This is a genomic window from Burkholderia sp. MSMB1588 (genome assembly GCF_001546925.1).
Lineage (GTDB): Bacteria > Pseudomonadota > Gammaproteobacteria > Burkholderiales > Burkholderiaceae > Burkholderia > Burkholderia humptydooensis.
Window position 1 is genome coordinate 163,178 of record NZ_LNJS01000002.1, and the last position, 21,053, is coordinate 184,230.

General features: G+C 65.7%; 17 protein-coding genes. All 17 read left to right on the forward strand.

Translation table 11 applies throughout. The features are described 5' to 3' along the window. Positions 1–22: 22 nt before the first annotated feature. The 17 genes from WS92_RS29015 to WS92_RS29095 all read left to right on the forward strand — a co-directional run bounded on the left by WS92_RS29015 (position 23) and on the right by WS92_RS29095 (position 21,001). Positions 23–1,549, forward strand: a complete 1,527-nt coding sequence (locus WS92_RS29015) for a CoA-acylating methylmalonate-semialdehyde dehydrogenase (protein ID WP_006023958.1) — start codon at positions 23–25, stop codon at positions 1,547–1,549. 168 nt (positions 1,550–1,717) lie between these two features. Beyond that, positions 1,718–3,403: a GMC family oxidoreductase gene (locus WS92_RS29020; protein ID WP_059933132.1), complete on the forward strand. Its 1,686-nt coding sequence runs from the start codon at positions 1,718–1,720 to the stop codon at positions 3,401–3,403. A 502-nt stretch (positions 3,404–3,905) separates the two neighbouring features. Continuing rightward, the gene (locus WS92_RS29025; protein WP_006023955.1) at positions 3,906–4,685 is read left to right on the forward strand and encodes an ABC transporter ATP-binding protein; all 780 of its coding nucleotides are present in this window, start codon (positions 3,906–3,908) and stop codon (positions 4,683–4,685) included. Further along, on the forward strand, positions 4,682–5,437 hold the full coding sequence (locus WS92_RS29030; RefSeq protein WP_015601083.1) for an ABC transporter ATP-binding protein: 756 nt from the start codon (positions 4,682–4,684) through the stop codon (positions 5,435–5,437). Before WS92_RS29025 ends, WS92_RS29030 begins: the two co-directional genes overlap by 4 nt. A gap of 67 nt (positions 5,438–5,504) precedes the next feature. Beyond that, a complete protein-coding gene (locus WS92_RS29035; RefSeq protein WP_006023953.1) occupies positions 5,505–6,701 on the forward strand; it encodes a beta-hydroxybutyrate-binding protein in 1,197 nt (398 codons plus the stop codon). Positions 6,702–6,838: 137 nt separating this feature from the next. Then, positions 6,839–7,723 (forward strand): branched-chain amino acid ABC transporter permease, encoded by an 885-nt coding sequence (locus WS92_RS29040; RefSeq protein ID WP_009914036.1) that lies wholly within the window; start codon positions 6,839–6,841, stop codon positions 7,721–7,723. Continuing rightward, a complete protein-coding gene (locus WS92_RS29045) occupies positions 7,723–8,697 on the forward strand; it encodes a branched-chain amino acid ABC transporter permease (protein ID WP_015600354.1) in 975 nt (324 codons plus the stop codon). The genes WS92_RS29040 and WS92_RS29045 overlap by 1 nt, the downstream gene beginning before the upstream one ends. 419 nt (positions 8,698–9,116) lie before the next feature. Next, on the forward strand, positions 9,117–10,169 hold the full coding sequence (locus WS92_RS29050) for a type 1 periplasmic-binding domain-containing protein (protein WP_231755966.1): 1,053 nt from the start codon (positions 9,117–9,119) through the stop codon (positions 10,167–10,169). A gap of 228 nt (positions 10,170–10,397) precedes the next feature. Continuing rightward, positions 10,398–11,555, forward strand: a complete 1,158-nt coding sequence (locus WS92_RS29055) for an ABC transporter substrate-binding protein (RefSeq protein ID WP_009914034.1) — start codon at positions 10,398–10,400, stop codon at positions 11,553–11,555. 128 nt (positions 11,556–11,683) lie between these two features. Further along, positions 11,684–12,739, forward strand: a complete 1,056-nt coding sequence (locus WS92_RS29060; protein WP_059933135.1) for a branched-chain amino acid ABC transporter permease — start codon at positions 11,684–11,686, stop codon at positions 12,737–12,739. 4 nt (positions 12,740–12,743) lie between these two features. After that, the gene (locus tag WS92_RS29065) at positions 12,744–14,528 is read left to right on the forward strand and encodes a branched-chain amino acid ABC transporter ATP-binding protein/permease (RefSeq protein ID WP_059933137.1); all 1,785 of its coding nucleotides are present in this window, start codon (positions 12,744–12,746) and stop codon (positions 14,526–14,528) included. Continuing rightward, complete coding sequence (locus WS92_RS29070; protein WP_059933139.1) at positions 14,528–15,286, forward strand: ABC transporter ATP-binding protein; 759 nt, start codon at positions 14,528–14,530, stop codon at positions 15,284–15,286. Before WS92_RS29065 ends, WS92_RS29070 begins: the two co-directional genes overlap by 1 nt. 163 nt (positions 15,287–15,449) lie before the next feature. Beyond that, positions 15,450–17,423 carry a tRNA uridine-5-carboxymethylaminomethyl(34) synthesis enzyme MnmG gene (gene mnmG, locus WS92_RS29075; protein ID WP_059933141.1) on the forward strand — a complete coding sequence of 658 codons (1,974 nt, stop codon included), beginning with the start codon at positions 15,450–15,452 and terminating at the stop codon, positions 17,421–17,423. Then, on the forward strand, positions 17,420–18,115 hold the full coding sequence (gene rsmG, locus WS92_RS29080) for a 16S rRNA (guanine(527)-N(7))-methyltransferase RsmG (RefSeq protein WP_061083908.1): 696 nt from the start codon (positions 17,420–17,422) through the stop codon (positions 18,113–18,115). Before mnmG ends, rsmG begins: the two co-directional genes overlap by 4 nt. Before the next feature lie 52 nt (positions 18,116–18,167). Then, entirely contained in the window at positions 18,168–18,938 is a 771-nt protein-coding gene (locus WS92_RS29085; protein WP_004195817.1) for a ParA family protein, read from the forward strand. A gap of 35 nt (positions 18,939–18,973) precedes the next feature. Continuing rightward, the gene (locus tag WS92_RS29090) at positions 18,974–19,861 is read left to right on the forward strand and encodes a ParB/RepB/Spo0J family partition protein (protein WP_006023942.1); all 888 of its coding nucleotides are present in this window, start codon (positions 18,974–18,976) and stop codon (positions 19,859–19,861) included. A 6-nt stretch (positions 19,862–19,867) separates the two neighbouring features. Then, entirely contained in the window at positions 19,868–21,001 is a 1,134-nt protein-coding gene (locus tag WS92_RS29095) for an SLC13 family permease (RefSeq protein ID WP_015601779.1), read from the forward strand. Positions 21,002–21,053: the final 52 nt, after the last annotated feature.

Consider the following 21,053-nt stretch of genomic DNA (forward strand, 5'->3'; position numbering starts at 1 on the left):
AACGGCAAACACGGAGGACGACATGACCGGCAGCACTCATTCGAACGATTCGCGCGTGCGCGCACTGACCCATTTCATCGGCGGCCGCGCGCTCGACGGCGCGAGCGACCGCTACGGCGACGTGTTCGACCCGGCGCTCGGCAAGGTGACGGCGCGTGTGCCGCTCGCGACCGTCGCGGAAGTCGAGGCGGCCGTCGCAGCCGCGGCCGCGGCGTTCCCCGCGTGGAGCGAGACGTCGCCGCTCAAGCGCGCGCGTGTGATGTTCAAGTTCAAGGAGCTGCTCGACCGCCATCACGACGAGCTCGCCGAGCTGATCACCCGCGAGCACGGCAAGGTGTTCTCGGACGCGAAGGGCGAAGTGATGCGCGGGATCGAGGTCGTCGAGTTCGCATGCGGGATTCCGAATCTGCTGAAGACCGACTTCACCGACCAGATCGGCGGCGGCATCGACAACTGGAACCTGCGGCAGCCGCTCGGCGTCGTCGCGGGGATCACGCCGTTCAACTTTCCGATGATGGTGCCGTGCTGGATGTTTCCGGTCGCGATCGCGTGCGGCAACACGTTCGTGCTGAAGCCGTCCGAGCGCGATCCGTCGGCGTCGATCCGGCTCGCCGAGCTGCTGAAGGAAGCGGGGCTGCCCGACGGCGTGTTCAACGTCGTGCACGGCGACAAGACAGCCGTCGACGCGCTGATCGCGCATCCCGACGTGGCCGCGCTGTCGTTCGTCGGCTCGACGCCGATCGCCGAATATATTCATACCGAAGCCGCGCGGCGCGGCAAGCGCGTGCAGGCGCTGGGCGGCGCGAAGAACCATCTCGTCGTGATGCCGGACGCGAACCTGGATCAGGCCGTCGACGCGCTCGTCGGCGCCGCGTACGGTTCGGCGGGCGAGCGCTGCATGGCGATCTCGGTCGCGGTTGCGGTGGGCGGCGTCGCCGATGCGCTCGTCGAGCGGCTCGCCGCGCGCGCGAGGACACTGAAGATCGGCAACGGGATGGAACCCGACGTCGAAATGGGGCCGCTCGTGACGGCCGCGCATCGCGCGAAGGTGTCCGCGTACATCGACGCGGGGGTCGCCGCGGGCGCGAAGCTCGTCGTCGACGGGCGCGACCACGTCGTCGAAGGATGCGAGCGCGGCTTCTTTCTCGGCGGCACGCTGTTCGACGGCGTGACGACTGGCATGTCGATCTACCGCGAGGAAATCTTCGGGCCGGTGCTGGCCGTCGTGCGGGTGCCGGATTTCGCGAGCGCGGTCGCGCTCGTCAACGCGCACGAGTTCGCGAACGGCGTGTCGTGCTTCACGTCCGACGGCGGCATCGCGCGCGCGTTCGCGCGGAAGATCCAGGTCGGGATGGTCGGCATCAACGTGCCGATTCCGGTGCCGATGGCGTGGCATTCGTTCGGCGGCTGGAAGCGCTCGCTGTTCGGCGATCACCACGCGTACGGCGCGGAGGGCGTGCGCTTCTACACGCGCTACAAGAGCGTGATGCAGCGCTGGCCGGACAGCATCGCGAAGGGCGCGGAGTTCACGATGCCCGTCGCGAAGTGACGCGCACGCGTTCGACGTTCTGACGACGCCGCGCGGCCCCCGCAACGGGGCCGCGCGGTCTATGCTTTAACGGCGCGCATCGGCTCTCGATGCGCGGCCTGGCGCCGAGGCGCACGACGGCGGTCCGCGAGAGAGACCGCCGCACCCGAATTGAGGAGACGGCAGACCGTGGCTACCGAACGTACGCTCGAAGGCGAATTCGATTATGTGATCGTCGGCGCCGGCACGGCCGGCTGCGTGCTCGCGAACCGGCTCACCGAAGACCCGGACGTGACCGTGCTGCTGCTCGAAGCCGGCGGCAAGGACGACTATCACTGGATCCACATCCCGGTCGGCTATCTGTACTGCATCGGCAATCCGCGCACCGACTGGCTCTACAAGACCGAGCCCGAAGCGGGCCTGAACGGCCGCGCGCTGTCGTATCCGCGCGGGCGCGTGCTGGGCGGCTCGTCGTCGATCAACGGGATGATCTACATGCGCGGCCAGCGCGGCGATTACGACGACTGGGCGCGCGCGACGGGCGACGCGGGCTGGTCGTGGGACAGCGTGCTGCCGATCTTCAGGCGCAGCGAGGATCACCACGCGGGCGCGACCGACATGCACGGCGCGGGCGGCATGTGGCGCGTCGAGAAGCAGCGGCTGCGCTGGGAGATCCTCGAGGCGTTCTCGCAGGCCGCGCAGCAGACGGGCATTCCGGCCACCGACGATTTCAACCGCGGCGACAACACGGGCGTCGGCTATTTCGAGGTCAATCAGAAGCGCGGCATCCGCTGGAACGCGTCGAAGGCGTTCCTGCGCCCCGCGCTCGCGCGGCCGAATCTCACCGTGATCACCGGCGCGCAAGCCGAGCGGCTCTTGTTCGACGGCAAGCGCTGCGCGGGGGTCGAGTATCTCGTCGGCGGCGCGCCGTTCGTCGCGCGTGTGCGCGCGGAAGTGCTGGTTGCGTCGGGCGCGGTGAATTCGCCGCAGTTGCTCGAATTGTCCGGCATCGGCGACGGCGGCCGGCTGCAGGCGCTCGGCATCGGCGTCGTCGCGGACGTGCGCGGCGTCGGCGAAAACCTTCAGGATCACTTGCAGTTGCGGATGGCGTTTCGCGTGCGCGGCGTGCGCACGCTGAACACGCTGTCCGCGCACTGGTGGGGCAAGCTGTGGATCGGCGCGCAGTACGCGCTGATGCGGCGCGGGCCGATGTCGATGGCGCCGTCGCAACTGGGCGCGTTTGCGAAATCGGATCCGAACGATCCGGCGCTCACGCGGCCCGATCTCGAATATCACGTGCAGCCGCTGTCGCTCGAGCGCTTCGGCGAGCCGCTGCATCGCTTCAACGCATTCACCGCGTCGGTCTGCCATCTGCGGCCGACGTCGCGCGGCAGCATTCATGCGGTGTCGCCGGACCCGGCGCGCGCGCCGTCGATCGCGCCGAACTATCTGTCGACCGATCACGATCGGCACGTCGCGGCGAATGCGCTGCGCCTGACGCGCCGGATCGCCTCGGCGCCCGCGCTCGCACGCTATGCGCCCGAAGAAATCCTGCCGGGCGCCCAGTATCTGAGCGAGGCGGAGCTGATCGCCGCGGCGGGCGCGGTCGGCACGACGATCTTCCATCCGGTCGGCACGTGCCGGATGGGGCGCGCGGACGATCCGGACGCGGTCGTCGACAGCCGCCTGCGCGTGCGCGGCGTGACGGGGCTGCGGATCGTCGATGCATCGGTGATGCCGAGGATCACGTCGGGCAACACGAACTCGCCGACGCTGATGATCGCCGAGCGGGCGAGCGACATGATTCGCGCGGATCGCCGCGGCGCGCCGGAGCACGGCGTGGCCGCGCGTGGCGAGGCAGCGCTGCCGACGTAAAAGTGACACGATCCGTTGAAAGAATCGGCAAAGAATCGGAATCAAAAACAGCCGAGGGTTAACCCAAAAGCGAAGCGAGCGATCTTGTGCGTACTCGATCGCGACGGCGGTTTTCCGATTTGTACCGGAACGCGTTTTTCGTCGTGGGCCTTTTCGCCGCCCGCGCAAAAAAATGCATGTGGCGCCAGGGTTTGCGCGCGGTCGGAAACGATTCCGCGCGAACCGGACCGCAGTGCGCGAATAAGCGAGCGCATTGATCTACAAAACAAAAAAACCGAGTAAAAAATGCTCGCGGCTGTCGCGCCCTATAAGTGCAAATCCCGATGAATGCACTGCACCAACGGCGCGACAATGACACGCAGTCTGAATCTGCGACTTGCGCGAGGAGACCGGCCTCGGCGCAAAGATACAAAGCTCGGGGGCAGCCTCTCATCCGCTGAATGCATCGTGGCCGCTTGCGCGAGATCTCTCAGCGCTTCGCCTCACTTCGTAGGAAGGGAACATGATTCTCGGCGACACGATTCTCGAAACACGCGGACTCACGAAGGAATTCAAGGGCTTCACCGCGGTCAGCGGCGTGAACCTGCGCGTGCGGCGCGGTTCGATTCATGCGCTGATCGGACCGAACGGCGCCGGCAAGACCACTTGTTTCAATCTCCTGACTAAATTCCTGAAGCCGACGTCGGGCCAGATCGTCTACAACGGCATCGACATCACCGACGAGCGCCCCGCGCAGATCGCGCGGCGCGGCGTGATCCGGTCGTTCCAGATCTCCGCGGTGTTTCCGCATCTGAGCGCGTTGCAGAACGTGCGCATCGGCCTGCAGCGCTCGCTCGGCACCGCGTTTCATTTCTGGCGCAGCGAGCGCTCGCTCAAGCGTCTCGACGATCGCGCAATGGATCTGCTCACGCAGGTCGGCCTTTCCGATTTCGCGCACGTGCCGACGGTCGAGCTCGCCTACGGCCGCAAGCGCGCGCTCGAGATCGCGACGACGCTCGCGATGGAGCCCGAGCTGATGCTGCTCGACGAGCCGACGCAGGGCATGGGCCACGAGGACGTCGACCGCGTGACGGCGCTCATCAAGAAGGTCGCGAACGGCCGCACGATCCTGATGGTCGAGCACAACATGAACGTGATCGCGGGCATCTCCGATACGATCACCGTCCTGCAGCGTGGCGAAGTGCTCGCGGAAGGCACGTATGCGGAGGTGTCGAAGAATCCGCTCGTCGTCGAGGCGTACATGGGCAGCGCGGACGCGGCCCTCGCGGGGGCGCACGCATGAACCACAGCGAACGGGAAGAGCGCGAGTTGAACAGCGTCGAAAGCGGCACGCCCGCGCTCGCGATCGCGGGGCTCGAAGCGTGGTACGGCGAATCGCACATCCTGCACGGCGTCGATCTGACCGTGCACCGCGGCGAGGTCGTCACGCTGCTCGGCCGCAACGGTGCGGGCCGCACGACGACGCTGCGCGCGATCATGGGTCTCACGGGCCGTCGCCAGGGCTCGATCAGGATTGCGGGCCACGAGACGATCGATCTGCCGACGCACAAGATCGCGCATTACGGCGTCGGCTATTGCCCGGAGGAGCGCGGGATCTTCTCGAGCCTGTCGTGCGAAGAGAACCTGCTGCTGCCGCCCGTGCTCGGCGATCGCAAGAGCGCGATGTCGCTCGAGGACATTTACGAGATGTTCCCGAATCTCGCGTCGCGGCGCAGCAGCCAGGGCACGCGGCTGTCGGGCGGCGAGCAGCAGATGCTCGCGGTTGCGCGGGTCCTGCGCACGGGCGCGAACCTGCTGTTGCTCGACGAAATCTCCGAGGGCCTCGCGCCCGTGATCGTGCAGGCGCTCGCGAAAATGATCGTCACGCTGAAGGCGCGCGGCTACACGATCGTGATGGTCGAGCAGAATTTCCGTTTCGCGGCGCCGCTCGCGGATCGCTTCTACGTGATGGAGCACGGCCGCATCGTCGAGCATTTCGGCGCGACCGAGCTCGAAGGGAAGATGCCTGTGCTGCACGATCTGCTCGGCGTATAGCGCCGCTTTGCCGGTCCCCCGATGTACATAACCTGACAACCACAACGCACTACACCAGGAGACGCCAATGAAAGTGAAGACCCTTGCGCACGCCTGTCTCGCCGCCGCCGCCGCGTGGTCGGTCGGCGCCGCGCAGGCCGCGGACACCGTGAAGATCGGCTTCATCACCGATATGTCTGGCCTCTACGCCGACATCGACGGGCAGGGCGGCCTCGAGGCGATCAAGATGGCGGTGGCCGACTTCGGCGGCAAGGTCAACGGCAAGCCGATCGAGGTCGTGTACGCCGATCACCAGAACAAGGCGGACATCGCCGCGTCGAAGGCGCGCGAATGGATGGACCGCGGCGGGCTCGATCTGCTCGTCGGCGGCACGAACTCGGCGACCGCGCTGTCGATGAACCAGGTCGCGGCCGAGAAGAAGAAGGTCTACATCAACATCGGCGCGGGCGCGGACACGCTGACGAACGAGCAGTGCACGCCGTACACGGTCCACTACGCGTACGACACGATGGCGCTCGCGAAGGGCACGGGCTCGGCGGTGGTGAAGCAGGGCGGCAAGACGTGGTTCTTCCTGACCGCCGATTACGCGTTCGGCAAGGCGCTCGAGAAGAACACTGCGGACGTCGTCAAGGCGAACGGCGGCAAGGTGCTCGGCGAAGTGCGGCACCCGCTGTCGGCGTCGGACTTCTCCTCGTTCCTGTTGCAGGCGCAATCGTCGAAGGCGCAGATCCTCGGCCTCGCGAACGCGGGCGGCGACACGGTGAACGCGATCAAGGCGGCGAAGGAATTCGGCATCACGAAGACGATGAAGCTCGCCGCGCTGCTGATGTTCATCAACGACGTCCACGCGCTCGGCCTCGAGACGACGCAGGGCCTCGTGCTGACGGACAGTTGGTACTGGAATCGCGATCCGGCGTCGCGGCAGTGGGCGCAGCGCTATTTCGCGAAGATGAAGAAGATGCCGTCAAGCCTGCAGGCGGCCGATTATTCGTCGGTGACGACCTACCTGAAGGCGGTGCAGGCGGCGGGCTCGACCGATTCCGACAAGGTGATGGCGCAGCTCAAGAAGATGAAGATCGACGACTTCTTCGCGAAGGGCTACATCCGCACGGACGGCAGCATGATTCACGACATGTATCTGATGGAAGTGAAGAAACCGTCCGAATCGAAGGAGCCGTGGGACTACTACAAGGTCGTCGCGACGATTCCGGGCGAGCAGGCGTTCACGACGAAGCAGGAGACGCGCTGCGCGCTCTGGAAGTGACGCCGCGTCATGCCGGCGCCGCGCACGCCGCGGCGCGCGGCGAATGCACGCGCGACGGCGCGCCCGAACGCGGCCGTCGCGCCCATTTGGTTGCATGCGCAACGATTTTGACCTGATACTGACTGACGGCAGATTCGATGGACATCTTCGGCATTCCGATGTCGGCGATGCTGAGCCAGTTGTTGCTCGGACTCGTCAACGGCTCGTTCTACGCGATCCTGAGCCTCGGGCTCGCGGTGATATTCGGGCTGCTCAACGTGATCAACTTCGCGCACGGGGCGCTCTTCATGCTGGGCGCGATGCTCGCATGGATGGGGCTCACGTATCTCGGCCTGCCGTACTGGGCGATGCTCGTGCTCGCGCCCGTCGTCGTCGGTCTGTTCGGGATCCTGATCGAGCGCTCGATGCTGCGCTGGCTCTACAAGCTCGATCACCTGTACGGGCTGCTGCTGACGTTCGGGCTCACGCTCGTCGTCGAAGGCGTGTTCCGCGCGATCTACGGCTCGTCCGGGCAACCGTACGACGTGCCCGAGCTGCTCGCGGGCGCGACCAACGTCGGCTTCATGTTCCTGCCGAACTATCGCGCGTGGGTGGTCGTCGCGTCGCTCGCGGTGTGTCTCGCGACGTGGTTCGTGATCGAGAAGACACGGCTTGGCGCGTACCTGCGCGCGGGCACCGAGAATCCGAAGCTCGTCGAGGCGTTCGGCGTCAACGTGCCGATGATGGTCACGCTGACCTACGGCTTCGGCGTCGCGCTTGCCGCGTTCGCCGGCGTGCTCGCGGCGCCCGTGATCCAGGTGTCGCCGCTGATGGGGCAGCCGATGATCATCACCGTGTTCGCGGTCGTCGTGATCGGCGGCATGGGCTCGATTCTCGGCTCGATCGTGACGGGCCTGATGCTCGGCGTGATCGAGGGCTTGACGCGCGTGTTCTATCCGGAAGCATCGGCGACGGTCGTCTTCGTGATCATGGCGGTCGTGCTGCTGATTCGCCCGGCAGGTTTATTCGGCAAGGAAAGATGATGCAGAGAAAAGCGCTCTACGGGCTGCTGCTGGCCGGCCTGCTCGTCGCGCCGTTCGTCGGTGCGTATCCGGTGTTCGTGATGAAGGTGCTGTGCTTCGCGCTCTTCGCGGCCGCGTTCAACCTGCTGATCGGCTTCACGGGCCTGTTGTCGTTCGGCCACGCGATGTTTCTCGCGACCGCGGGCTACGTGACGGGCTACGCGATGCAGTCGCTCGGCGCGACGCCCGAACTCGGCGTGCTGGCCGGCATCGCGGCGGCGACGCTGCTCGGCCTCGTCGTCGGCCTGTTCGCGATCCGGCGGCAGGGCATTTATTTCGCGATGATCACGCTCGCGTTCGCGCAGATGGTGTACTTCATCTATCTGCAAGCGCCGTTCACGCACGGCGAGGACGGCCTGCAGGGCGTGCCGCGCGGGCGGCTGTTCGGGCTCGTCGATCTGTCGTCGGATCTCGCGCTTTATTACGTCGTGCTCGGCGTCGTCGCGTGCGCGTGCTTCTTCATCGTGCGCATCGTGCATTCGCCGTTCGGGCAGGTGCTCGTCGCGATCAAGGAGAATGAGCCGCGCGCGACGTCGCTCGGCTACGATACCGATCGCTTCAAGCTGCTCGCGTTCATCCTGTCGGCTGCGCTCGCGGGGCTCGCCGGCGCGCTGAAGGTCGTCGTGCTCGGCTTCGAGACGCTGAGCGACGCGTACTGGACGATGTCGGGCCTCGTCGTGCTGATGACGCTCGTGGGCGGCATGGGCACGCTGTTCGGCCCGCTCGTCGGCGCGGCGTTGATCGTCGCGCTCGAAGATCGGCTGGGCGACATCGGCGGCTGGCTCGCATCGGTCACGCACATCGACTGGTTTCGCTCGCTCGGCGAATCCGCGACGATCGTCACGGGCCTCATCTTCATCGCATGCGTGCTCGCGTTCCGGCGTGGAATCGTCGGCGAGGCGATCGCGCGGGTGCGGCTGCTGCGGGCGTCGTGAGCGACCCGGCCTGGGCGATCGTGCGGTGCGCAATGATCGTTGGGAATCCGATGCAATGCGCACGGCGAATGCCAGGCTAGGTCCGGCTCAGTCCGGCTCGACGTGGCCGATGATATGCCCCAATTTCGTGCGGCGATGCACCATAGGGGTAAATGCTAGGTTGTCGCGCCCGGCGAGCTTGCATTAACCTTCGTTTCAGTTCTGATGCACCGCGAAACGAATTTGCAGGTGGAGAACGAGGAGACATTCGAGGCACAGAGTGCCCGACCCAAAGCGCTGTTGGATTCATTCCAACAGCGCTTTTTATTTGCGCGTTCGCGGCCGCGCACCAGGCCGTCTTCGTTGAAGCCGTTCGTCACGCCGCCTTCGATGGCCGCTCGCTTGCATCGGCTGGCCCATGCTGCTGCGGGCTAACCCGGTTGTCGCACGCGCAACGCGTCCGCTACACTCGCCGTTCCCCGACCCGTTGGTCAGGGATTGGCCGAGCGCGAGACACGGAGACGAACTCGATGATAGGGGCGTGGCGGTTTTGGGGAATCGGTGCGGCGACCGCATGGGCGGCCGTTTCGGGCGTCGCGTTCGCGGCCGCCCGGATCGATCTCGCCGCCTGGTCCACAGCTTCCGCCGCTTGCTTCGCTGCGCCGCCAGGCCTCTGCGAAACGAATGCGATCGCGCTGCCGCCGAGCGAAACCGGCGGGCGGGCAGCGGGCTCGGTCGCTCTCGGCGATGCGGCCGATTCGACGCACGCAGCAAGCAACGCCCACAAGCTCGCGGGCGAAAATCAAGCCGATGTGCGGATCGGCTCGACCGTCTCCGTCTCCCTGTGTTCGTTCGCGCTGGCCGGCATTGCCGCGCGGTTGCCGGTTCGGGCGATTTCGTCGGCGGTAGCTGCTTTGGGCGCCGGGCCGTTCGATGCGAAGCGCGCCTGGGGCGTCGAAGCAGGGCAAAACGATATTCCGCTATCGAGCGCGATCGCCAGGCACGGCTTCGCGATGCGCGACATGAAGACGGTTGCGTTCGTTGGTTTCAACGAGGCGCGCAACTTGAACTCGCTGACGGAATTCCGCAGCGCGCTGCCACGCAAGACACTGGACACGCCGCGGGTGCGCGGCGACGCGGGCGAGGTTCAGCCGCGCGCGCAAGGCATCACGATCAACGGTTTCCTGCGTGTATGCGGGGAGGGCTGCAACGGCACGCGTCGGCTCCCTGGCCCGATCCTTATCGACGATCAGTTTCTTCACGATTCAAATTTCAGCAAGCCGTTCGAGCCGGCATTCAAGCGCGCGCGTGAAGGTGCATACGACGCCGGCAAGATGCCGACGCTCGGCGAGCATGCGCGCGGTGCCGCGCCGCTTTTGGCGCGAGCGGTTCCGGTTGCGTCGACGCGCGGCGCGTCTGGCGTGCCCGCGGCTCGCAACGTGTCGCGCACGTCGTTCGGCGGGCGCGTTGGCCTCGACGAACCGCTCGCATGATGGCCGGGATCGTCGGCGCGGAGCGCAGGCTTGCGCGGGGCCGAGGGTAAAGCGTGGCGAGGGCGCGTGCGATGCGCACGCGCAGGGGAGCGCAACAGCAAGAAGAACGCGCCCCGCGCCGGGTCACCGTTGCACGTGAAACCGGCCGCGGCGGCGCGCAGGTTCGATCGGTGCGCCGTGTTGCAACGGCTGCTCGATCGCGTTTCGCGCAGCGTTTGGAGACACACAATGAAAATGAATCGATGGATCGAGGCCGCGCTCGCGGCCGGCTGCTTATGTACCGCCGGGCTCGCGTCGGCGCAGGTGAAGATCGGCGTCACGGTGTCAGCGACAGGCGCCGCCGCGTCGCTCGGCATCCCCGAGAAGAACACGGTCGCGCTGCTGCCGAAGGAGATCGGCGGCAAGCGCGTCGAGTACATCGTGCTCGACGACGCGTCGGACACGAGTCGCGCGGTGCAGAACGCGCGCAAGCTGATCGACGAGGATCATGTCGACGCGATCGTCGGCTCGTCGATCACGCCGAACGCGCTCGCGATGATCGACGTCGTCGCGCAGGGCAAGACGCCGACAATTTCGCTCGCCGCGGGCGCGCACATCATTGCGCCGATGGACGCAAAACGCGCCTGGGTGTTCAAGACGCCGCAAAACGATCGCCTGATGGCTGATGCGCTCGCCGGCTACATGGCGAAGCACAGCGTGAAGACGGTCGGCTTCATCGGTTTCGCGGACGCGTACGGCGACGGCTGGTATGACGTGTTCAGCGCGGCCGCGGCGGCGAATGGGCTCAAGATCGTCGCGAACGAGCGCTACAACCGCACCGACGCGTCGGTGACGGGTCAGGTGCTGAAGACGCTGGGCGCGCGTCCCGACGCGGTGCTGATCGCGGGTGCGGGCACGCCTGCGGCGCTGCCCGCGAAGACGCTGAAGGAGCGCGGCTACACGGGCAAGGTCTATCAGACGCACGGCGTCGCGAACAACGATTTCCTGCGCGTGTGCGGCAAGGACTGCGACGGCGAGCTGCTGCCGGCGGGGCCCGTACTCGTCGCCGATCAATTGCCCGATTCGAGTCCGGCGAAGCAGCCGGCGCTCGCGTATAAAGCCGCGTATGAGAAGGCGTATGGCGCGGGCGCGGTGTCGACGTTCGGCGGTCATGTATGGGACGCGGGGCTGATGCTCCAGCGCGCGATTCCGGACGCGCTGAAGAAGGCGCAGCCCGGCACGCCGGCGTTCCACGAGGCGCTGCGCAGCGCGCTCGAGAACGTGAAGGACCTGCCGGTGTCGCACGGCGTGATCAACACGACGCCGGCGGATCACAACGGCTTCGATACGCGCGCGCGCGTGATCGTGCAGATCGTCGGCGACAAGTGGAAGCTGCAGGCCGATTGAGCGTCGGCTGATAGGGCGCGTGCGATGCATCGCGCGCGCGCCCCGCGCCGGGCCGTTTCACGACGGCCACGCCCCGCAGGCCATATTTCCGTTTTTTCCGTCGACGCATTCTCAACCGAAGAAACCACATGGATTTCTCCATCGCGGCAATTCTCGCGCAGGACGGCATCACGACGGGCGCGATCTACGCGCTGCTGTCGCTCGCGCTCGTGCTCGTTTTTTCCGTCACGCGCGTGATCTTCATCCCCCAGGGCGAATTCGTCACCTACGGCGCGCTGACGCTGGCCGCGCTACAGGCGCAGAAGTTTCCGGCAACCTGCTGGCTGCTGTTCGTTGCGGGCATCGCTTGCTTCGTGCTCGAAGTGGGCGGGCTGATCCGGTATCGCACGCGTCGTCACCGGCTCGCCCGCACGCTGACGACGCTCGCGAGCCGCTATGTGCTGCTGCCGCTTGCGATCTACGCGGTGACGAGAAGCGTTGCCGCGCAGCCGTTGCCGATGATTGCGCAGATCGCGCTCACGCTCGCGATCGTCGTGCCGCTCGGGCCATTCATCTACCGGCTCGCGTATCAGCCGATCGCCGAAGGCACGACGCTGCTGTTGCTGATCGTATCGGTTGCCGTGCATTTCGTGTTGGTCGGGCTCGGCCTCGTCATGTTCGGCGCGGAGGGCTCGCGCACGGCCGCGTTCTCGGACGCGTCGCTCGCGCTCGGCAGCCTGTCGATTTCGATGCAGGGTGTCTGGGTGGTCGGCACCGCGCTCGTGCTGATCGCCGGGCTCTATCTGGTTTTCGAGCGCACGCTGCCCGGCAAGGCGCTGCGTGCGACATCGGTGAACCGTCTCGGCGCGCAGCTCGTCGGCATCGGCACGACCGAGGCCGGGCGGCTCGCGTTCACGCTCGCGGCCGGGCTCGGTGCGTTGTCGGGCGTGCTGGTCGGGCCGCTGACGACGATCTACTACGATTCCGGCTTCCTGATCGGCCTGAAAGGCTTTGTCGGCGCGATCATCGGCGGGCTCGTCAGCTATCCGCTGGCCGCGGCCGGATCGCTTCTCGTCGGCGTGCTGGAGTCGTATTCGTCGTTCTGGGCGAGCGCGTACAAGGAGGTGATCGTTTTCACGCTGATCGTACCGGTGCTGCTGTGGCGCAGCCTTGCGGCGCCGCAAACGGAAGATGAGGAGGCGTGACGCGATGAAAGCGATCTTGCGCAACAAGGCGTTCTGGCTGTTCCTCGTCGTGCTGTTCGCGCTGCCGGCGTTGCCTGGCGCGGCGCGCGTGCCCGAGTACTGGATCACGCTGCTGAACTACATCGGGCTCTATGCGATCGTCGCGGTCGGGCTCGTGTTGTTGACTGGAATCGGCGGGATGACGAGCTTCGGGCAGGCGGCGTTCGTCGGTATCGGCGCGTACGCGACCGCCTATCTGACGACGGCGCACGGCGCGTCGCCGTGGCTCGGACTGATCGCGGGCGTCGTGCTGACGGCGCTTGTCGCGCTCGTGCTGGGCGCCGTCACGATGCGCCTCTCCGGACACTTCCTGCCGCTTGGAACGATCGCGTGGGGGCTCGCGCTGTTCTTCCTGTTCGGCAATCTCGACTGGCTCGGCAAATACGACGGAATCAACGGCATTCCCGCGCTTGCCGTGTTCGGTCAAGCGTTGGATACAGGACGCAGTCTCTATTACCTGATCTGGATCGTCGTGCTCGCGGCGGTTGTGTCTGTTCAGAATCTGCTTAATAGCAGGCCCGGCCGCGCGATTCGCGCGCTGCGCGGCGGCAGCCTGATGGCCGAGGCGATGGGCGTGAACACCGGATGGATGCGAGTGGCGATCTTCGTCCATGCGGCGGTGCTCGCGTCGATTTCGGGCTTTCTGTACGCGCATCTGCAGCGTGCGGTGAATCCGACGCCGTTCGGGCTCAATCATGGGATCGAGTTCCTGTTCATGGCGGTGGTAGGCGGCGTCGCGCACGTATGGGGCGCGTTGCTCGGCGCTGCGATCGTCACCGTGCTGCAGGATTATCTGCAAACGCTGTTGCCGAAGCTGCTCGGCGCGGAAGGCAACTTCGAGATCATCGTGTTCGGTGTGCTGATGGTGTTGCTGTTGCAGTACGCGCGGCAGGGCGTCTGGCCTTTCGTCGCGAAGCTCTTTCCGCGCGAGCCCGCCGCCCGGGCGCCGGACCAGGCGGAGCCGCTGCCGCAGCGCGCCCGGCCGCAGGCAGGCGAGGCGCTGCTCGTCGTCGACAACGTGCGCAAGCAGTTCGGCGGGCTCGTCGCGGTGAACGACGTGAGCTTCGGCGTGCTGGCCGGGCAGATCGTCGGCCTGATCGGCCCGAACGGCGCGGGCAAGTCGACGACGTTCAATCTCGTGACCGGCATGCTGCAGCCGACGAGCGGCGCAATCACGTTCCGCGGCGAGCGGATCGACGAACTTGTTTCACGTGAAATCGTGAAGCGGGGTATCGGCCGCACATTCCAGCACGTGAGGCTGCTGCCTGGAATGACCGTGCTGGAAAACGTCGCGATCGGCGCGCATCTGCGCGGCTCGGCTGGCATCTGGCGCAGTATCGTCCGGCTGAACGCGCATGAGGAAACGCGGCTGATGGCGGAAGCGGCGAAGCAGATTCGGCGCGTCGGCCTCGATGCGCACATGTATGACGAGACAGGCAGTCTTGCGCTCGGCCAGCAGCGGATTCTCGAGATCGCCCGTGCGCTGTGCAGCGATCCGACATTGTTGCTGCTTGACGAACCTGCGGCCGGCCTGCGTTATCAGGAAAAGCAGCAGTTGGCCGAACTATTGCGCAAGCTAAAGGCGGAAGGCATGAGTGTGCTGCTCGTCGAGCACGACATGGACTTCGTAATGAATCTGACCGACCGGCTGGTAGTGATGGAATTTGGCACGCGAATCGCCGAAGGTCTGCCGCAGGATGTGCAGAAGGACCCGGCAGTGCTGGAAGCTTATCTCGGCGGGGTGGAGTGATGACGGATCGGGAGATGACGCCAATTCTGGCGGTGAGGGATCTGTCGGTGCGCTACGGCAAGGTCGAGGCGCTGCATCGCGCGGCGCTGACGGTCGAAGCGGGGAGGATCGTCACAGTGATCGGCCCGAACGGGGCGGGAAAGTCGACGCTGCTCAATGCGGTGATGGGGGCGTTGCCGACCAATGGCCACGCGGCCGGTATGGTCCGCTATCGCGGCGACGACGTGGGCGCGTTGCCGATCGAGCAGCGCGTCGCGCTCGGCATGTGCCTCGTGCCCGAAAAGCGTGAGCTGTTCGGTACGATGTCGGTTGAGGACAACCTTGTTTTGGGGGCGTACCGGCGGAAGATGGCCGGCGACGCGAACTTCCTGGACCAGCTCGAGCCGGTTTTCTCGCTGTTCCCGCGGCTGAAGGAGCGGCGCAAGCAGGCGGCGGGGACGCTATCGGGCGGTGAGCGGCAGATGCTGGCTGTCGGGCGCGCGCTGATGGGCAAACCCGATTTGCTGATGTTCGACGAACCGAGCCTCGGGCTTGCGCCGCTGATCGTGAAGGAGATTTTTCATATCATCAGCGCGCTGCGTGGAACCGGCGTCGCGACGCTGCTGATCGAGCAAAACGCTCGAGCGGCGTTGCAGATTTCGGACTATGGGTATGTGCTGGAGACCGGTGAGGTTGCGCTGGAAGGCCCGGCGGGCGAGCTTGCGCAGAATCCCCGGGTAATCGAAACCTACCTCGGGCTCGCGAAGAAAGCGGTTTAGCGGCGGCTTCGCCAGCTCTGACTGAACGGCGTGTTTCACGTGAAACACGCCGTTTTTTGTTGGTCGGCCATTCGAACGAGATTCGGGCCAAAACCGAACCCGCTATAATTCGGCCCATACATTTCTCTGATAGGTTCGTGCACCGTCCTGCACGAAGTCCGCAATGCTTTATCCCGTTGAATTTGACGTCATCGTCGTTGGCGGCGGCCATGCCGGTACGGAGGCTGCGTTGGCCTCCGCACGCATGGGCGCAAAGACGCTCCTGCTGACGCACAACATCGAAACCCTTGGGCAGATGAGCTGCAACCCGTCGATCGGCGGGATCGGCAAGGGCCATCTGGTCAAGGAGGTCGACGCGCTTGGCGGCGCGATGGCTGCCGCCACCGACGAAGGCGGCATACAGTTCCGCATCCTGAACTCGTCGAAGGGGCCAGCGGTCCGTGCGACGCGTGCCCAGGCGGACCGCGTGCTATATAAGCAGGCTATCCGCCGTCGTCTGGAGAATCAGCCGAATCTCTGGCTGTTCCAGCAAGCCGTTGATGATCTGATGGTGGAGGGGGATCGAGTAGTCGGTGCGGTCACGCAAGTCGGCGTGCGATTCCGGGCGCGTGCGGTCGTGTTGACGGCCGGCACGTTCCTGGACGGCAAGATCCATGTCGGGCTCAATCACTATACGGGCGGCCGCGCCGGCGATCCGGCGGCCGTATCCCTGTCGTCGCGGCTGAAGGAGCTGAAGCTGCCGCAAGGGCGGCTGAAGACGGGAACGCCGCCGCGCATCGACGGCCGGACGATCGACTTCTCGAAGCTGGAGGAACAGCCGGGCGATCTCGATCCGATCCCGGTGTTCTCGTTCCTTGGCCGAGCCGAGCAGCATCCGCAACAACTGCCGTGTTGGGTCACGCATACCAATGAGCGTACGCACGACATCATCCGCAGCGGTCTCGATCGTTCGCCGATGTACACGGGCGTTATCGAAGGCGTCGGGCCCCGCTATTGCCCGTCGATCGAAGACAAGATCCATCGCTTTGCGTCGAAAGACTCGCATCAGATTTTCCTCGAGCCAGAAGGGCTGACGACCAACGAGTTCTATCCGAACGGCATTTCGACCAGCCTGCCGTTCGACGTGCAGCTCGCGCTCGTGCATTCGATGCGCGGTCTGGAACAGGCGCACATCCTGCGTCCGGGCTATGCGATCGAATACGATTATTTCGACCCGCGCGCGCTGAAATCGTCGCTGGAAACCAAGGCGATCCACGGCCTGTTCTTTGCGGGCCAGATCAACGGCACGACCGGCTATGAAGAAGCCGCCGCGCAGGGGCTGCTCGCCGGCATCAATGCGGGCCGTTATGCGCAAGAAAAAGAGGCGTGGTGTCCGCGGCGAGACCAGGCGTATCTTGGCGTGCTCGTCGACGATCTGGTGACGCGCGGCGTATCTGAGCCTTATCGAATGTTCACGAGCCGTGCCGAGTACCGGCTGAGCCTTCGCGAAGACAACGCGGACATGCGGCTGACCGAAATCGGGCGCGAACTGGGCATCGTTGACGACGTCCGTTGGGATGCGTTCAATCGAAAGCGTGACGCTGTTTCACGTGAAACCGAACGGTTGCGCACGACTTGGGTGACGCCGAAGACGTTGCCGGCCGACGAAGCGACTGCACTGCTCGGCAAGCCGATCGATCACGAATACAGTCTCGCCGAACTGCTGCGCCGGCCGGGCGTCAGCTACGACGGCGTGTGCGGCTTGCGCGGCGGCGAGTATGGCCCGTCCGAACCGTTGGCCGAAGACGGACTCCTGCTCGCGCAGATCAAGGAGCAGATCGAGATCGGCATCAAGTACCAAGGCTATATCGAGCGCCAGGCCGGTGAAATCGAACGGAACGGCGCGAACGAAAACACGCGGTTGCCTGACGGGATCGACTATACGGAAGTGCGCGGCCTATCGTTCGAAGTCAGTCAGAAGCTGAACCAGTTCCGCCCGGAAACGATCGGGCAGGCGTCGCGGATCTCGGGCATGACACCCGCTGCAATCTCGCTGCTGATGGTGCATCTGAAGAAGCGCGGGTTGGGCCGGCGAAAGGGCGCGGATGGAGCGCCGAACGCCGACGCGGAAACCAACAACGCCGCGACGCAGCAATGACGGCACAACGTCGTCAAGCCCCGATTGCCAGCCGGGAAACGCTGCAAGCATTGCTGTCGGATGGCGCGGAAGCACTGGGTGTCGCATTGAGCGATGCGCAGCGCGGCGCGCTACTCGATTACGTCGCGCTGCTCGCCAAGTGGAACGCGGTCTACAACCTCACCGCGATCCGCGATCCGCGGCAGATGCTGATTCAGCACATCCTCGATTCGCTGTCGATCATTCCGCATCTCGGCGCGTGCGGTGCAGCGGTGTCCGCGCTGGACGTCGGTTCCGGCGGCGGTCTGCCAGGCATCGTGCTCGCGATCGCGCTGCCCGGATGGCAGGTGGCGCTGAACGACATCGTCCAGAAAAAATCCGCATTCCAGAATCAGGCAAAGGCCGAACTGAAGCTCGGCAATCTGTCCGTCGTGACGGGGCGCGTCGAGACGCTGCGCCCTGGGGTCGAAGTCCCAGGGAAATTCGATGTGATCGTGTCGCGGGCATTCGCGGATCTGGCGGACTTCGTTACACTTGCCCGGCACCTCGTTGCGCCGGGCGGGTCGATCTGGGCGATGAAGGGCGTGCGTCCCGATGAAGAAATCGGTCGCCTGCCCGATGGCACGCGCGTCAAACAGATGATCCGTCTAACGGTCCCGTCGCTCGATGCGGAACGGCATTTGATCGAAGTCGAGCTCGACGAAGCAATTTAATCGGCGCGCCGCAGGGCGCCCGGACCATTTGAAGAGAAGGAATACACCAACGATGGCAAAGATCTTCTGCGTGGCGAACCAGAAGGGCGGCGTCGGCAAGACGACGACGACGGTCAATCTCGCCGCGAGCCTCGCGGCGCAGGGGCAACGCGTGCTGCTGATCGATCTGGACCCGCAGGGCAATGCCACGATGGGCAGCGGCATCGACAAGGCGGAATGCGAGTCGACGGTCTATGAGGTGCTGGTCGACGGCGTGACCGTTGCGGATGCGCGCGTGCGCCCCGAAGCGGTGAAGTACGACGTGCTTCCGGCGAATCGCGAGCTCGCCGGTGCGGAAATCGAGCTGGTGAGTGTGGAGAATCGCGAGCGCCAGTTGAAGGCCGCGCTCGCGAAAGTCGCGGACGATTACGATTTCGTGCTGATCGATTGTCCGCCCGCACTGTCGCTGCTGACGCTGAACGGGCTGTGCGCGGCGCACGGCGTCGTGATCCCGATGCAATGCGAGTACTTCGCGCTCGAGGGGCTGTCCGACCTCGTCAACACGATCAAGCAGGTGCATGCGAACCTGAATCGCGACCTGAAGGTGATCGGCCTGCTGCGCGTGATGTTCGATCCGCGGATCACGCTGCAGCAACAGGTTTCCGACCAGTTGAAGGCGCACTTCGGCGACAAGGTGTTCGACGCGGTGATTCCGCGCAACGTGCGTCTCGCGGAAGCGCCCAGCTATGGACTTCCCGGCGTCGTGTTCGATCGCGGTTCGCGCGGCGCGCAAGCGTATATCCAGTTCGGCGCGGAAATGATCGAGCGGGTGCGCGCGCTTTGAGCCCGCCTTCCAGACAAGAATCGAGGGAACAGAACATGAATGCGGTAGCGAAGAAAAAGGGTTTGGGACGTGGCCTTGAAGCGCTGCTTGGCGGCAGCGCCGACATCACCGAAGCGGTGAAGATCGAGGGTGCGCCGAACGTGCTCGCGCTCGGCAAGCTGCAGGCCGGCAAGTACCAGCCGCGTACCCGAATGGACGAGGGCAGCCTGCAGGAGCTTGCCGCGAGCATTCGCGCGCAGGGCGTCATGCAGCCGATCCTCGTGCGCCCAATTTCATCAGATAAATACGAGATCATCGCGGGCGAGCGCCGTTTCCGTGCGGCACGTCTCGCTGGCCTCGAAGAAGTGCCGGTGCTCGTGAAGGACGTATCCGATCAGGCCGCGGCCGCAATGGCGCTGATCGAGAACATCCAGCGCGAGGACCTGAACCCGCTTGAAGAGGCGCACGGCATCCAGCGTCTGCTCGACGAGTTCGATTTCACGCACGAGCAGGCGGCAGAATCGGTCGGCCGCTCGCGCAGCGCGGTGTCGAACCTGCTGCGTCTGCTGAATCTCGCGATGCCCGTGCAGACGATGCTGCTTGCGGGCGATCTCGACATGGGCCACGCGCGCGCGCTGCTTGCGGTTGACGCGGCGACGCAGATCACGCTCGCACATCAGGTCGTCAACAAGCGGATGTCGGTGCGCGAGACGGAAAAGCTTGTCACGCACACGACGAAGGCCGAGCCGGCGGTGAAGGCGCGGGCGAAGGACGATGGCGGCCGCGACACGCGGCGCCTCGAAGAAGAGCTGTCGGACCTGCTCGCGTCGAACGTGAAGATCAAGGTCGGTCGCCGAGGGCGAGGCCAGTTGACGATTGATTTCGGCGACCTCGACGCGCTCGAAGGCATCCTCGCGCGACTGCGCGGCGACGTCGCCGTGTAACGCGGCGTGTCGAATTCGGTCGGCGGCCGCGCGCCCGCGCGGATCATCGCGTTTGTCCGGCGCGAGCCGGTTCTGTCGATTCTCGTCGCGGCGCTGATTGCGCTGCAGTTCGTCCGTCCCCAATCGGCGGCCGCGCTCGTGCGGCTCGTCGACTGGCAGACCGTCGCGACGCTCGCCGGCCTGCTGATGCTGACGAAGGCGCTCGAGCTATCGGGCTTCCTGATGTGGCTTGCGCACCGCATTGTCCATCGCGTGCGGTCCGAGCGTGCGCTCGCCGCGCTGCTCGTCGTGTTCGCCGCAGCGCTGTCCGTGTGGCTCACGAACGACGTGGCGCTCTTCGTCGTGATTCCGCTCGTGTTGTCGCTGCGCGAGCTGACGCCGTTGCCGTTCAAGCGCCTCGTGATCTACATCGCGTTCGCCGTGAACGCGGGCGCGATCGCGACGCCGCTCGGCAATCCGCAAAATCTGTTTCTGTGGCAATTGAGCGGCGTCTCGTTCGGCCGCTTCGTGATCGCGCTCGGGCCGCTCGCGCTCATGCTGATGGCGCTGCTGCTTGCGATGACCGCCTTCGCGTTCGACGGCCGTCCGCTCGATCTGTCGAAGGACCGCGCCGAGCGGCCGGTCGATCGCGCACACGCGTTCGCGACCGTCGCGATGTTCGCGGGCTTCGTGCTGCTCGCGGACGCGCATCATGCGCTTGGCGGCGTGCTCGCGGTCGCGGCGGTCTACCTGGCAGTGCGGCGCGAAGCGGTGCTGAAGATCGACTGGCTCTTGCTGCTGATCTTTGTGCTGATGTTCATCGTGCTGCGCAGCGTGGCGTCGCTGCCGGCCGTCCATCGGACGATCGCCGGCGTCGGGCTCGACACGCCGCTGCGCGCGTATGCGGCGGGGGCGCTGTTGTCGCAGGCGATCAGCAACGTGCCGGCCGCGATCCTGCTGTCGGAGTTCACGCGCGACTGGCGTGCGCTCGCGTTCGGCGTGAGCGTCGGCGGCTTCGGCGTCGCGATCGGCTCGCTCGCCAACCTGATCGCGATCCGGCTATCCCGCGCGCGCGGGATGTGGTTGCCGTTCCATCTCGCGAGCATCCCGTTCGGCATCGCGAGCGCCGTGCTCGGCGCGCTGCTGCTGCATTATTTTTGAGCAGCGGCGCGCACCGGAACGGGGCGGGGCAGGGGGCGTTTCGCGTGGTTCG